The sequence below is a fragment of the Sorangium sp. So ce590 genome, from assembly GCF_051521365.1.
In the GTDB taxonomy this organism is placed as follows: Bacteria; Myxococcota_A; Polyangia; order Polyangiales; family Polyangiaceae; genus Sorangium.
This window is the reverse complement of sequence record NZ_CP150346.1, coordinates 4,501,045-4,514,954: the sequence shown is the minus strand read 5'-3', so window position 1 is coordinate 4,514,954 and position 13,910 is coordinate 4,501,045. Positions and strand designations below refer to the sequence as shown.

General features: G+C 73.4%; 13 protein-coding genes. 9 read left to right on the top strand and 4 right to left on the bottom strand.

Annotated elements, in window-relative coordinates:
- Positions 1–28: 28 nt before the first annotated feature.
- Positions 29–1,063, bottom strand: coding sequence for a hypothetical protein (locus WMF28_RS16945; RefSeq protein ID WP_437603280.1), 1,035 nt, complete (start codon positions 1,061–1,063; stop codon positions 29–31).
- Positions 1,044–2,012: a hypothetical protein gene (locus WMF28_RS16940; RefSeq protein WP_437603279.1), complete on the bottom strand. Its 969-nt coding sequence runs from the start codon at positions 2,010–2,012 to the stop codon at positions 1,044–1,046. Before WMF28_RS16940 ends, WMF28_RS16945 begins: the two co-directional genes overlap by 20 nt.
- Positions 2,013–2,382: 370 nt before the next feature.
- On the opposite strand from WMF28_RS16940, the gene WMF28_RS16935 reads away from it, so the two are divergent.
- From WMF28_RS16935 to WMF28_RS16915, 5 genes are all read left to right on the top strand, one after another.
- Entirely contained in the window at positions 2,383–2,667 is a 285-nt protein-coding gene (locus WMF28_RS16935; RefSeq protein WP_437603278.1) for a hypothetical protein, read from the top strand.
- 62 nt (positions 2,668–2,729) lie between these two features.
- On the top strand, positions 2,730–3,587 hold the full coding sequence (gene bufB, locus WMF28_RS16930) for an MNIO family bufferin maturase (protein ID WP_437603277.1): 858 nt from the start codon (positions 2,730–2,732) through the stop codon (positions 3,585–3,587).
- Entirely contained in the window at positions 3,571–4,446 is an 876-nt protein-coding gene (locus WMF28_RS16925; protein WP_437603276.1) for an HvfC/BufC family peptide modification chaperone, read from the top strand. The genes bufB and WMF28_RS16925 overlap by 17 nt, the downstream gene beginning before the upstream one ends.
- Before the next feature lie 9 nt (positions 4,447–4,455).
- Complete coding sequence (locus tag WMF28_RS16920) at positions 4,456–4,887, top strand: secondary thiamine-phosphate synthase enzyme YjbQ (RefSeq protein ID WP_437603275.1); 432 nt, start codon at positions 4,456–4,458, stop codon at positions 4,885–4,887.
- Between the two features lie 135 nt (positions 4,888–5,022).
- Positions 5,023–5,775, top strand: a complete 753-nt coding sequence (locus tag WMF28_RS16915) for a lysophospholipid acyltransferase family protein (RefSeq protein ID WP_437603274.1) — start codon at positions 5,023–5,025, stop codon at positions 5,773–5,775.
- A 34-nt stretch (positions 5,776–5,809) separates the two neighbouring features.
- Here the strand turns inward: WMF28_RS16915 and WMF28_RS16910 are convergent, their stop codons facing one another.
- On the bottom strand, positions 5,810–6,721 hold the full coding sequence (locus WMF28_RS16910; RefSeq protein WP_437603273.1) for an SGNH/GDSL hydrolase family protein: 912 nt from the start codon (positions 6,719–6,721) through the stop codon (positions 5,810–5,812).
- A gap of 136 nt (positions 6,722–6,857) precedes the next feature.
- Here WMF28_RS16910 and WMF28_RS16905 point away from each other — a divergent pair, with 136 nt between their 5' ends.
- Positions 6,858–8,237, top strand: a complete 1,380-nt coding sequence (locus WMF28_RS16905; protein ID WP_437603272.1) for a site-2 protease family protein — start codon at positions 6,858–6,860, stop codon at positions 8,235–8,237.
- Positions 8,238–8,286: 49 nt separating this feature from the next.
- A complete protein-coding gene (gene dut / locus WMF28_RS16900; protein WP_437603271.1) occupies positions 8,287–8,742 on the top strand; it encodes a dUTP diphosphatase in 456 nt (151 codons plus the stop codon).
- Between the two features lie 61 nt (positions 8,743–8,803).
- On the opposite strand, the gene WMF28_RS16895 is transcribed toward dut, so the two are convergent.
- Positions 8,804–9,319 (bottom strand): hypothetical protein, encoded by a 516-nt coding sequence (locus WMF28_RS16895; RefSeq protein ID WP_437604402.1) that lies wholly within the window; start codon positions 9,317–9,319, stop codon positions 8,804–8,806.
- A gap of 431 nt (positions 9,320–9,750) precedes the next feature.
- Between WMF28_RS16895 and WMF28_RS16890 the strand changes: the two genes are divergently transcribed.
- On the top strand, positions 9,751–12,492 hold the full coding sequence (locus WMF28_RS16890) for a phosphoenolpyruvate carboxylase (protein WP_437603270.1): 2,742 nt from the start codon (positions 9,751–9,753) through the stop codon (positions 12,490–12,492).
- Between the two features lie 154 nt (positions 12,493–12,646).
- Entirely contained in the window at positions 12,647–13,846 is a 1,200-nt protein-coding gene (locus WMF28_RS16885) for a 6-phosphofructokinase (RefSeq protein ID WP_437603269.1), read from the top strand.
- The last annotated feature ends 64 nt before the right edge of the window (positions 13,847–13,910 follow it).

The following is a 13,910-nucleotide window of genomic DNA, read 5'->3' as shown; positions in this document are numbered from 1 at the left end:
GCAGGGCGGCGTTGTGAGCGCGCGCCCCTCACGGCGCCGCGCGCAGATCCGCGCAGCACCGCACGCCGGTCGAGTAGTCGAAGTGCGTGACATCGTGCGACACGACGCGCGACATGCACCCTTCCCTTGTCGCGCGCGCATAGAACCCGCCGACGAACGTCCCCTCCGGATCGTCGATCCACTCGTCCAGGTTCCCCACCATGTCGGCGATCGCGTCGCCCTCCCACGCGCTCGCGCACGTCGCGGTCTCGCCCGTCCGCCGCAGGAGCGGCGCGCCGCCGACGCGCACAAGGTTGAGCCGCGGATCGCTGTGCCCGAGGGTCACGTCGCGGTGGAGCACGGCGGCCGGGTGGGCCTCGCGGAACACGTTGCACCGCCCGTCCGCGTAGGTCGGCCCGTACGGGAACCGCTCGTCGCGCTCGCCGCGGCACGCCGTCCGCCACTCCTCGAGGGCGCAGAGCCGCTTGCCCGCGTTCCGGCACGCGAGCTCGGCCTGCGCGCCGCTCGTGTAGCCCTGCGGGAGCACCCCCCGGCGCGACACGGCGCGCGGCTCGAAATCGCGCCGCTTCTGCCATCCGGGAAGGAGCGGCAGCTCCATGCGCCGCGCCTCCGCGTCGCCGAGCTGAAGCCGCATCTTCGACCAGGCGCGCTCGACCGACGAGGCCGCCTGCCGCGACGGCGGGTAGAACGCCGAGATCTCGAGCCCCGTCTCCCTGTCGAGCAGCACCGCTTCATAGCGATCCACGCAGAACCGGCGCGCGACCCGCACCATCTCCGGCGGGCAGCGCGGCTCCGCGGGCGGCGCCGGCGCCCTCGGCCCGGGCGGCGCCCCCACGAGCGGCGGCGCCACCTCCACGGGGCCGGCCCCCGCGTCCGTCGCGCCGGCCCCTGCATCCACGGCGCCGGCCCCCGCGTCCTCCGCTCCGGGCTCCCGCTCCGAGCGGCAGCCGACGAGCGCCGCGCACGCGAGCGCCGTAGAGACGAGCGCCGCCGCCGCAGCCGCTCTCGCGTCGCGGCGGCCGGCGCGAGGCCGCGCGGGGCGCTCAGCGGATCGCGCCGGCATAGGGGTCCATGGACGCGGGCTCGCGGCAGAAGAAGCGGCGGAGCACGAGGTAATGGTGGAGCGGCAGGAGCCGCGTCTGCTCCCGCATCGAGAGCCCCATCCGGCTGATCTCGGCGCCCGGGAACGGCGTCTTCGGGTAGCAGCGGACGATCCCGGAGAGCGCCTCGTACTCGTCGAGCAGCCCGAGCACGTGACCCACCTCGTGGGCGAGCACCGGCAGCGACCAGCCGGCCCGCATCGCGCTGAAGTAGGGCGTCCGCCCGCAGGTCGGCGAGAGCGGCACCGCGAGGTCGACCCGCAGCGCCCTCCCGCGCGCGTCGTCCCCGAGCACGAAGTCGAAATCATAGCGCACCGGCAGCCCGAAGGCGCGCGCGTCGCGGTTCCAGTACCCCTCGACCTCGCTCGACCAGCGCGCGAGCAGCGCGCGGATCGCGGCCGGCGTCGCCCTGGCCGTGAACTCGCCGGAGCCCGGGCAGGCGTCCGTCGACGCGGCGCGCGCGTACGGCGTCCCGCGGCACGCCATGGCGCCCCCGAGCGCACCGGAAAGCCCGCAGTCGGGCAGCTCGAGCCAGCCCGCGCCCGCCGGCGGCTCGACCGCGATGCGGACCTCGACCTCCCACGCGCCGCCGCGCCGCCGCACGAGGTAGCTCATCGGGCCGAAGAAGAGGCCGTAATGCGGCATCATCCCGGCGATCCGCCGCTCGCCCTCCGGCACCTCCCCGCCGAAGACGTCGCGCGGAGCCGGCAGGCACAGGTACGCGTCCTTCGCGATCGTGTCGGCCAGGATGTCCTGGAACGTGGCCTCGCGCCCTTCGAGGAGCGCCCCGCTCATCCCCTCGAGCTCCGCGGCCACCGCCGCGATCGGAAGCTCGCGCCCGGCGGCCGCGCCGGCCCCCTCGCGCGCAGCACCCCCGCAGCCCGCTGCCCCCAGCGAGAGCGCCGCGAGCACCGGGAGCGCCGCGCCGCCATGGACACTTTGTCTTGCGCCTGCAGTCCGAAGAGAGGTACGTCGTCCGTGAAACACTGCACGGTGACGGTGCGTCCGGGCCGCTGAGGACACGCCGCAGGACGCCGTGCGCGCAGGGGGGACTCGCGTGGGCGTGGAGGTCAACGCCGCTCACTTACGGGGAGTTGGATGAAGAATCAACGCGTCCGAGGTGAAACCGCGGAACCGGGCGGGCGTAGTGACGCGTGGCGAGGGCTCGGCGCGGTCGCGGAGACCGGCGAGGCCCGATGAGCCCAGACGCGCGGGCGCGCCATGCGGGCGGGGCGCGCGCTGGGCTCGGTGCACTCGACGAATGACGAAGGTGGAGGTTCAGATGGCGATGGATATGGGCAGGTCGTTGGCGTTCACGGCGGTGTCGGGCATGGTGGCGGGCCTCGCGGGCTGCGGCTCGTCGCCGCCGCCCACCGCCGAGACCGGGGCCCCCCCGGCCGAGCCGGCGGCTGCAGAGGCGCCCGAGGACGGCGCCAAGGCGTGCTGTGCCGGCAAGAACGAGTGCAAGGGCAAGGGCGGCTGCAAGTCCGATACCCACGCTTGCGCTGGCCAGAACGAGTGCAAGGGCAAGGGCGGCTGCAAGCCGGCCGACTGCGGCGGCCACTGATCCGCTGAGGCGCGCGACAGCCCGGCCCCGCGGGGCCGGGCGACGCCGCGACGTGGTGACCCATGGCGAACCTCGAACGCATGCGGCTCGGGCTCCCCGACCTCGGCGTCGGCGTCGGGCTGCGCATCCCGCACTACCGCCACATCTTCGAGCACCGGCCGCGGGTCGACTGGTTCGAGATCATCAGCGAGAACTTCATGGTCGACGGCGGCATGCCGCTCGCCAACCTCGAGCGCGCCCTCGCGAGCTACCGCCTCGTCCAGCACGGCGTCTCGCTGTCGATCGGCAGCACCGATCCGCTCGATTTCGACTACCTGCGCCGGCTCAAGGCGCTCGTCCGCACGGTGCGCTCGCCCTGGGTGAGCGATCACCTCTGCTGGACCGGCGCGCACGGGCTCAACCTGCACGACCTCTTGCCCCTGCCGTACACGGACGAGGCCGTGCGGCACGTCGCGGCGCGGGCGCGCGTGGTGCAGGACTTCCTCGAGGTCCGGCTCGCCCTCGAGAACGTGTCGAGCTACCTGACCTTCACCTCGAGCCGCATGAGCGAGTGGGAGTTCCTCTCCGCGGTCGTCGAGGAGGCCGACTGCGGCATCCTGCTCGACGTCAACAACGTCTACGTCTCCTCGTACAACCACGGCTTCGACCCGGGCGCCTACGTCGACGGCGTGCCGCACCACCGGATCGTGCAGGTCCACCTCGCCGGGCACACGCACCACGGCAAGTACATCCTCGACACCCACAGCGATCACGTGGCCGACGCCGTGTGGGCGCTGTACCGGCGCGCGCTCGTCCACACGGGCGACGTCTCGACGCTGATCGAGTGGGACGACGATCTGCCGGCGTTCGAGGTCCTCGCGGCCGAGGCGGAGAAGGCGCGGGCGATCCGCGAGGAGGTGGCGCGTGCGCGCGCCGCCTGACGCCGCGCCCCCGGCCGGGCTCGCCTCGCTGATGGGCGAGCTCACCCGCATGTTCACGTCCGGCGCGCCGCTCCCCGGCGACGCCGAGCTCGCCGGCAGGTGCCGCGAGCTCGTCGCCGGGAACGAGCGGCTCACGCCCGCCGAGCAGGCCGACATCTACCGGCGGCAGTTCTGGCTGCGCCACCGCGACGCCCTCCGCGAGGACTACCCCGCGCTCGCGCACGTCCTCGGCGAGGACGGCTTCGACGCGTTCTCCCGGGCGTACCTCGCGGCGCACCCGCCCGCGAGCTTCAGCCTGCGCGACCTCGGGCGCCACGTCGCCGGCTTCGCGGCCGCGCACGAGGCGTTCCCCCCCGCCTTGGCGGAGCTCGCGCGCGAGGTGGCGCGCTACGAGCACGCGCTCGTCGATCTGTTCGACGGCGCCTCGCCGCCGCCGCTCGATCCGGCGAAGGTGACGGGCATGCCGGAGGAGGGCTGGTCCACCGCCCGGATCGTCCTCCACCCGCTGCTCGCGCTGATGCAGCTCCGCTACCCGGCGCACGTCCTCCGCAGCGATCTCCGGCGGGGCAGGTCGCCGGCGCTGCCCGCGCCCCGCGCCGTCCACCTCGCCGTCTTCCGCAGCGCCGCCGATCTCACGATCCGCTACGAGGAGCTCGAGCCCCCGGCGTTCGCGCTCCTCGAGGCGCTCGGGCGGGGTGTGCCGCTCGTCGCGGCGTGCGAGGCGGTGGCGGCGGGCGAGGCGGCGGACGAGGCGGCGGGCGTGATGCTCGGCGCGCGGGTCGGCGCCTGGTTCCAGCAGTGGACGAGCTGGGGGCTCATCGCCGACGTCGTGCGGGGCTCCGGCGCCGAACGCGGCTAAGATGGCGCGGTGAGCACCATCGTTCAGCGCACGCTCGAGGTCCGCACGAGCGGCCGTGGTTTCGTCGACATCACGCGCGAGGTCGCGCGCGTCGTCGCCAGCGCCGGCGTCGACGTCGGGCTCTGCGCCGTGTTCCTCCAGCACACCTCGGCGAGCCTCGTCATCCAGGAGAACGCCGATCCGGCCGTCCTCCGCGATCTGGAGCGCTGGATGTCGCGCCTCGCGCCGGAGGGCCGCGACTACGAGCACGACGACGAGGGCCCCGACGACATGCCAGGTCACCTCCGGAGCGCCGTCACCCGATCGAGCGAGGTGATCCCGATCTCCGGCGGCCGCCTCGCGCTCGGGACATGGCAAGCCCTGTATGTCTGGGAGCACCGTAGTTCTCCCCACGCGCGCCGTGTGGTCGTGACCGTAACCGGCACCACAGCTGCGGGTTGAGTGGTATACTCCAGGGGTTCGACTCCTGGATGAGCTCGGCGCCCCCCGAGGGCTGCTCGTCCGCCGCGCGCGGCAGGGCCTGCCCGCGGGGCGAGCGCACCACGCGACCCCTCACCCTTCAGCGGAAACAGAGCGATGAGCCTTCAGACGACGTTCATGGGGATCCTCGACACGGCCCGGATCTGCGTCCCGACCGTGGTGGACGCGGTGATGGGGCGCGTGACGCTCGAGCGCTGCGATGAGCGGCTGGACTGGTGGGCGCGCAAGGTCCTCGAGGACGCCGACGTGGATCTCGTGGTGCGCGGGCGTGAGCATGCCGCCGGCATGCGGCCGTTCGTTGTGATGTCGAACCACCAGAGCCTCTTCGACATCCCGGTGGTGTTCCGCGCGATCCCCGGGCGGCTGCGGATGATCGCCAAGAAGGAGCTGTTCAGCGTGCCGATCTTCGGCCAGGCGATGAAGGCGGCCGGGTTCATCCGGATCAACCGCGGCAATCACGTCCAGGCCAGCGCGAGCCTGCAGGTCGGCGCCTCGATGCTGCAGGACGGCACCCGGGTCTGGATCGCCCCGGAGGGCACGCGGAGCAAGACCGGCGCGCTCCTGCCGTTCAAGAGCGGGGGCTTCCGGATGGCGATCGAGACGAACACGCCGATCCTGCCGGTCGCGATCGACGGGACGCGCCACGTGCTGAAGGCGAAGGATTTCGTGGTGCAGGAGCACCACCGGGTGGTGGTCACGATCATGCCGCCGATCGATCCGGCGCCGTACGGCGCGGGCGGCCGCAGCCGCCTCATGCGGGACGTGCGCGCCGCGATCGCGGGAGCCCTCGGACACGACCCGGGGTTGATCCACCGGGGGGTGGGGGTCGCGACGTCGTCGCCGCCGTAGGGCGTCCGGCATCGGTCGCCCGGGCCTCTTAGATTCAGAACCTCTCTGCTTGCGGCTCGGATTGCCGCTCGGATCGCCGCTCGGACGCCGTCCCGCCCTGCTGGAGCGCGCTCTCCGGCGGCTGCGCCCTGGAGCGGTGCTCCTCCGGCGGAGGGAGCCGGAGCGACCAGGGGCTGCGCCTCGCCGCCGGGTCGCCCTCGTCCTCGCCGGGCGGAAGGTGCTCCGCCATGAGCCAGGACCAGAAGGCGTCGGCCCAGCGCGCGCCGCCCACCTCGTTCGGGTGGATCTTGTCCTTCTTGCGCGGGAGGGGGCCGGGGACCAGCGCGTCGGAGTCGAAGAAGCGGCACGGGGCCGAGTTCGTCCGGATCACGTCGATGATGCCGGTGTCCTTCCGCCAGAGCGGAGGGGACACCCACACGCACGGGCGGCCGCCGATCGCCTTGACGATCCGCCGGATCGCGCCGGCATGGGCCGGGGGGTTGACGTTCTCGACCTCGTTCGCACCGAGGCTGATGATCACGAGGTCCGGCTGGTAGTTCGCGACCAGGAGCTCCATCCGGGAAGCCCAGGTCACCGTGTACGAGCTGGTCTCCGCCTTCACCGCGTAGCGCACGCGGTGCTCCTCCATCCGCGGACGGAGCGCCTGGGCGAAGCCCGCCAGCGCGAACGAGTCGCCGATGTGGAGGACCGCCGTGTTGGGCGGAACCGTGAACGCCGGCGGCGCGACGGGCGGCGGCGCGACAGCAACCCCGGACGGCGCGGGCGGCGCCGCGGCCTCCTGGAGGCGGTCCGCGGCCGGCGCGGCCCCGGACGGCGGCGCCCCGGCGGGGCCCCCCGGCGAAGACGGCCCGGGCGGCGGCGCGGCGCCGCACGCCAACCCCGCCGCGGCCACCCCGGCGAACGCCCACCTCCCGACCCGGATCTCCCTGCCCATGCTCGCTCCCACGGCCGCGTCCAGCGGGCGGCCGGAGGCGCCGGAGGGGCACGCAGCCGCGCGAAAAGGTCGCGCGGCGCACTCTAGGGCAGGGCGCGTCCGCACGGCAATCATTGAGCGGAGGGCTCCCAGGCCTTATTAGATGCGCATGAGCTTCCGTCTGTTTGGAGTCTCGGTCGACGTCCAGCTCGGGTTCTGGCTCTCCGCCGCGCTGCTCGGGTACGGGATCGTGGCCAGGGAACATTACCAGCAGTTCCTCGTGTGGATCATCGTGGTCTTCCTGTCGGTCCTGATGCACGAGTTCGGTCACGCGTTCGCCATCAAGCGGCACAAGATCGAGCCGGAGATCACGCTGCACTTCATGGGCGGGACCACGACCTGGCGGTCGCTCCTGCCGCTCGGGCGGCTCCAGCACATCCTGATCAGCCTGGCCGGCCCCTTCGCCGGATTCCTCGTCGCCGGAATCCTGCACGTGGTGCTCCTCTACGTGCCGGGGCTCTCGGCCCTCCCGGTCATGGTGCTGCACGGGATGGAGACGCTCATCCAGGTCAACGTGGTCTGGGGCATCCTCAACCTGATCCCGGTGCTCCCGTTCGACGGCGGCCACGTCCTCGAGCACGCGCTCGGCCCGCGGCGCGGCCGGCTGACGGCGGCCATCTCGGGCGTCGCCGCCGTCCTCCTCGCCATCCTCTTCCTGCGCATGGGGTTCTTCTTCTTCTCGTTGATCCTCGTCATGTCCGCGTTCCAGAGCCTGCAGCGGTTCCGCAGCGAGCCGGCGGCCTCGTCGCCCGCGATGAACCGCCGGCGCGCCGCGCTCCACGAGGAGCCGGTGCCGCCCGAGACGGCGGCCCTGCTCCAGCGGGCGCGCCGGGCCGTGGAGGGCGAGCAGACGGGCGAGGCGATGGCGCTGGCGAACGAGGTGCTCGCGCAGTCCCCGGCGCCGCCGAAGCACGCGCTCCGGGAGGCGCACGAGCTCATCGGCTGGTCGCACCTGCTCCTCGGCGACGCCAAGCGCGCGGGGGAAGCGATCGCGCAGGCGCGCAAGCACGGCGAGCCGGATCCGGCGCTGGTCGGCGCGGTGCACCTCGCGCTCGGGGAGCTGAAGCAGGCGCGCAAGGCGCTCGAGGCGGCCCGGGAGGCCGGCGACGACCGGAAGGAGGTCGCGGGACCGCTGATCCGGGTGCTCGTGGAGCTGGGCGAGGTGGCGCGGGCAGCGGCGGTCGCGCTCGACATCGTGGAGCAGCTCTCGGAGGAAGACGCGCGGCGGATGGCGGAGATCGCGTTCGCGCACGGCGCGTTCGACTGGTCGGCGCGGCTCTACGAGGCGATCTTCCGCCGCGCGGGCAAGAGCGAGGACGCGTACGGCGCGGCGCGCGCGAGCGCCAAGGACGGGAACCAGGAGGCGGCGCTCGATCTGCTCCGCCGCGCGGTCGCGGCCGGCTTCTCGGATCGGGCGCGGGCGTGGTCGGACACGGCGTTCGAGGCGCTCCGCGGCTCGGCGCTCGAGACGGTGCTGCCGCGCCCGTGATCCGAAATCCCTGACGGGATCTCCGGCGCGCTGGACTAGGCTCCGGCGCGTGCGCATCCAGGTATCTTTCCTCCGGGTGGGACCGGTCGAGGTCCCGCCGCCCGCCTACAAGTCCGAGGGAGCCGTCGGGCTCGATCTCTGCGCCGCCGTCGACGCGCCGGTGACGCTCGCGCCGGGGGAGCGGAAGCTCCTGCCCACGGGCTACGCCGTCGCCCTCCCCGACGGCCACGAGGGGCAGGTGCGCCCGCGCTCCGGGCTCGCGCTCCACCACGGGATCACCGTGCTCAACTCGCCCGGCACCATCGACCCGGACTACCGCGGGGAGATCAAGGTCGTCCTGATCAACCTGGGCGCGGATCCGTTCACCGTGAACCGGGGCGATCGGATCGCCCAGCTCGTGATCTGCCCGGTCGCCCTCGCCGACGTGGTCCTTGTCTCCGCGCTCGCGCCGACGGCGCGCGGCGCAGGCGGCTACGGATCGACGGGCGTGCGCCGGGAGCCGTAGGTCCGCACGCCGCCCCATCGCGCGTCGCCGAGGTCCTGGGATCGCGCGGCCACGGTGCGCGCTACCGATCCGACGCGAACAGCCGGACCACGGCGATCCCGATCCCCAGGACCACGAGGCCCACCGCGAGGTGGAGGAGCCGGAGCGGGCCCACGCCGATGCGCTGGCCGTCGACGAGCAGCGACGCGGCCCCGAGATCGAGGAGCGTGATGACGACGGCCGCGCCCGCGAGCCGCACCGGCAACGCGAACATGGCCATGAGCTCCGCCGTGCTCAGGCTGTGGCGCGCGGGCGCGCGGTCCATCAGCGGGGGCGGCATCCTGGACGGCGCGTGGGACGGCCTCGCGAAGGGCGCGGGCGCCGGGGGAGACCAGTCGAGCGCGAGCGGCACGACCGGCTCGGTGGGCAGGCTGTGCGACGGGAGACGGCCGCCGCGCTCCGGCGGATCGCCGTGCGGCGAGGGGCGGCCGCCGCGCTGCTCCGGCAGCTCGACGCCGAACCCTCCTTCGGCGACGACCCGCTCCACCTTGAACGCCCCCTGGGTCGTACCGACGATCCCGAAGACGTCATCGGCCATCCGCCGGAGCGGACACGAGCTCGACGCGGCTTCGAAAGGCCCGGAAGCGTGGGCTTCGCAGGGGCGCCCACCTCCCCCTACCCTACCTACCCGGCGCGTACCAGGAGCACCTCCGAGAGCCGGGGCTCCCGCCCACAAACGTCGGCTCTCGCCCCGCCGCGCGCACCCGCTCCGAGCGCGCTCGCCGGAGAGACATCGGGGCGAGAATGCAAGAGAAAAAGAGCAATCATTTGGATGACTTCTGCCATCACATAAAATCTTTCCTCTCAGCAAAACTGGGCCCCCGGCTCTCGTCTCACGGGCTCTCCCGCTGCCGCCCCACCCACAGATTCCCACCCCCACCACCACTCGTGCCCCCGGAAGCGCCCTGGTCGTCCGCCCAGGCCACACTCGGTGGTCCGTTTTACGCCGCGTCGCGCTAGGCTCGCCGCATGCCACCGCGTCGCCGTGAGGTCGATCGACCTCTTCGTAAAGAAGTTCGCCTGCTTGGCCGCCTGCTCGGTGAAGTGCTGATCGAGCAGGAGGGTGAAGAGCTCTTCGCACTCGAAGAGCGTATCCGCACGCTCGCCATCCGCCGGCGCCGCGGCCCGAGCGACGGGCGCGCGCACGCGTCCGCGGAGCTCACGAAGCTGCTCGCGAGCCTGCCGCACGATCGCATCGAGCCCGTCATCCGCGCCTTCACGGTCTACTTCCGGCTCGTCAACCTCGCGGAGCAGCACCACCGCATCCGCCGCGCGCGCGCCTACGCGAGGGACCCCGACGCGCGCCCGCAGCGCGGCTCGCTCGAGGCCGCGATGCGCACGCTCAAGGACGCGGGCGTCCCCGCGGAGCGCGTGCGCGCCGCGCTCCGCACGCTCGACGTGACGCTCACGCTCACCGCGCACCCGACCGAGGCCGCGCGGCGCACCGTCCTCGAGAAGCTCTACCGCATCGCGAAGAACCTCGAGGAGCACGACCGCTGCCAGCTCACGCCGGACGAGTCGGCGAGCAAGCTCGCCGAGATCCGCGAGGAGATCACCGCGGTCTGGCAGACGGACGAGGTGCGCCGCGACCGGCCCACCGTGGGCGACGAGGTGAAGAACGTCGCCTGGTACATCGAGGAGATCCTCTGGGATCTGCTCCCCGATCTCCCCGCCGCGATCGGGCGCGCGTTCGAGGCCGCGTACGGCGAGCCGCTCGCCGCCGAGATCGTGCCGCTCCGCATCCACTCGTGGGTCGGCGCCGACATGGACGGCAACCCGCTCGTCGTGCCCGCCGTGCTCGAGGACGCGCTGTTCGCCTACCGCGTCCGCGGCCTGCGCCGGCTCATCCGGGCGACGCGCGAGCTCGGCGGCGCGCTCTCGCAGTCGCTCCGCCACGTCACGCCGCCGGCCTGGCTGCTCGCCTCGATCGAGGAGGACGCCGCCGCGATGCCCGAGGTGTCCGCGCACTTCGGGCCACGCACCGAGGGCGAGCCGTGGCGCCGCAAGCTGCGGTTCATCGAGGCGCGCCTCACCGCCACGCTCGAGCACGCCGAGCTCGGCCGCGCCGAGGCCCGCGCGCGCTCGGGCCAGGGCCCCGCGCGCGAGGGGCGCGCGTTCGTGCGCCCGGAGGAGCCGACGCTCGCCGTCCCCTACAGCGAGCCCGCGGAGCTCGAGCGCGATCTCGCGCTCGTCGCCGACAGCCTGAAGGCCGCGCGCTGCGCGCACTCCGGCGAGCGCCGCGCGCGGGCGCTGCTCTCGCAGGTGCGCGCGCTCGGGTTCGCGCTCGCGGAGCTCGAGATGCGCGCCCCCGCCGAGGACGCGCGCGCCGCGGCGGCCGACGTCGCGGCGGGCCGCGTCGAGCCGGCGCAGATGGGGCCGGAGGCGCGCCGCGTCTTCGAGGCGCTCCAGCGCATCGCCGCCGCGCAGCGCGACGGCGGCGAGTCGGCCTGCCGCACGCTCGTCCTGTCGATGACCCAGAGCGAGCACGACATCCTCGCCGCGCTCGCGTGCGCGAAGGCCGCCGGGCTGTGGGACGAGGCCCGCTCGTGCGCGCGCATCGACGTCGTCCCGCTGTTCGAGTCGCTCGGCGCGCTGAACGACAGCGCGCGGATCCTGCGCGCGCTGCTCGCGCACCCTTCGTATCGCCCGCACGTCCTCGCCCGCGGCGTGCAGGAGGTGATGATCGGCTACAGCGACTCCGGCAAGGAGGTCGGCCTGCTCGCGGCGAGCGCGGCGCTCCGGCGCGTGCAGGAGATGCTGCCGAAGATCGCCGCGGAGGCCGAGCTGCCGCTGCGCGTCTTCCACGGCCGCGGCGAGTCGGTGGCGCGCGGCGGCGGCCCGGCGCACCAGGCGCTGCTCGCCCTGCCGGCCGGCAGCGTCGGCGGCCGCTACAAGGCGACGGAGCAGGGCGAGGCGCTCGACCACAAGTACGCGCGCCCCGAGCTCGCGATGCGCACGCTGGAGCTCATGCTGAGCGGCGTCCTCCTGCACACGCTGGGCGCGCAGCCGCGGCCGCCCACCGCGTCCGAGCTGCGCTACGCCGCCGCGTTCGACGAGCTCGCCGAGTCGGGCCGGCGCGTCTACCGCGCGCTCGTCTGGGAGGAGCCCAGGTTCGTGGAGTTCTTCACGGCGGTGAGCCCGATCGACGAGATCGCGCGCCTGCCGCTCGGCTCGCGCCCGAGCAAGCGGCGCGCGGGCGGCCTGGAGTCGCTGCGCGCGATCCCGTGGGTCTTCGCGTGGACGCAGAACCGCGCCATCCTCCCGGGGTGGTACGGCGTCGGCAGCGGCCTGGAGGCGATGGGCCAGCGCCCCGAGGGCGCGGAGCTGCTGAAGGAGATGATGGCGTCGTGGCCGTTCTTCCGGGCCGTCATCGACAACGTGGAGATGGTGCTCGCGAAGGCGGACATGGCGATCTTCGCTGGCTACGCCGAGCTCGCGCCGGCCGCGGCGCGGAAGGCGGTCGCGCCGCGGATCATCGCGGAGTACCGGCGGACGCGGTCGTGGCTCAAGCGGCTCACGGGCAACCGGCGGCTGCTCGAGGGGAACCCGACGCTCCAGCGGTCCATCTCGCTGCGCAATCCATACGTCGATCCTCTTTCATTCCTGCAAGTCGAGCTCCTGAGGGCGAGCCGCGGCGGGGACTCCGGGTGCGATCGTTCGCTCCTGCTCACGCTGAACGGCATCGCCGCCGGCATGCGGAACACGGGCTGATCGTCGCGCTCGTCCAGGCCGCGTCGCCGCGCGACGCGTCGAGCGCCACGCGGCGCGGCACGATCATTCAACGCCGGGCGTCGTCGGGCGACTGCATCGAACGCGTGACAATCGCTCGGCCAACGCTGGCGCCGCGTGGTAGAAGGCCGGCTCCATGACCAGCATCGTCGAGTTCGGACGTCCCGACACCCTCCCGGCATCGGACAAGCGCCTGCTGCTCGTCTTCGACGGCGGCAATGCCCCCGGCTACTCCTCGGTCGCTGTCGCGCTGACCGAGGAGGCGGCGCGACGAGGCTTCGAGGTGTGGGCCGCGATCGAGGGCTTCCGCTCCCTGACCGCGGACGCGCGCACGCAGCCCCAGTTCGAGCGCCTCATCATGAGCCGCCGCCAGCGCTACTCCCTGCTCGCGCAGGGCATCCCGGCGCGCTCGATGGGGCGCCGCGTGCTCGACGCCGGCAGCGATTTCCGGAGCGAGCGCTACAGCGGCTTCCTCGATCGCGCGCGGCGCAAGCAGGCCGCCGTGACGTTCAAGGAGCAGGGGTTCACGCACCTCATCTGCGTCGGCGGCAACGGCACGTTCGAGGGCATCAAGGCGTGGCTCGACGAGTTCGAGGTCCGCCCGCAATCCGGCTTCGTCAACGTCTCCATCGACAACGACCTGGAGGGCGATCGCGCGATCGGCTTCCTGTCCGGCGTGGAGACGGGCGCCAACATCGCGCGCGGGCTCTACGAGGACGCGTACACGCACAAGCGCATCTACCTCCTCGAGATGATGGGCAACCGCAGCGGGCGGCACGCGCTGCACTGCGCGGTGGCGGCCCGGGCGCACCTCATCGTGCTCCCCTTCTTCCGCTTCCCCCAGGACGTGCTGAGCGAGCTCGCCGAGAGCCTCGGGCGCGCCGACTACGCGCTCGTGATCGTCGCGGAGGGCTACGAGGCCGAGCGCCGCCGCATGGAGCACCCCGGCGTGTCGGCGAGCGTGTTCCTGAAGCAGCAGCTCGAGGGCGCGGGGCTCCGCGACTCCTCGGAGAAGCGCGTCATCGCCGAGCCGTTCAGCCGCTACATCCGCGGCATCCGCCCCGCCTTCCTCGACGTGTCGGCCGCCTTCCTCAAGGCGTCGCTGCTCCTCTCGGCGTTCGATGAGGGGCGCACCGAGGTGATGCCGTACGTGCTCGCCGCGAACGACGTCGGCGTGCTGGATTTCGCCTCCATCCGCCGCGAGGACGGGGTCGAGCGCGCCTTCCTGCCGCTGCTCGACCGGCTCGACCTGCAGCGCTTCAAGACCTGGATCCTCGACCACTTCGTCAGCCTCGGGGCCAACCGCCCGAGCCGCGCGCCCGCGCCGCTCGGCTGAGCGGGGTGGTGGGGGCATTTGCCCAGAGAGATGTCACATGAAGGCGGGAAGGCGGGAAGATCAT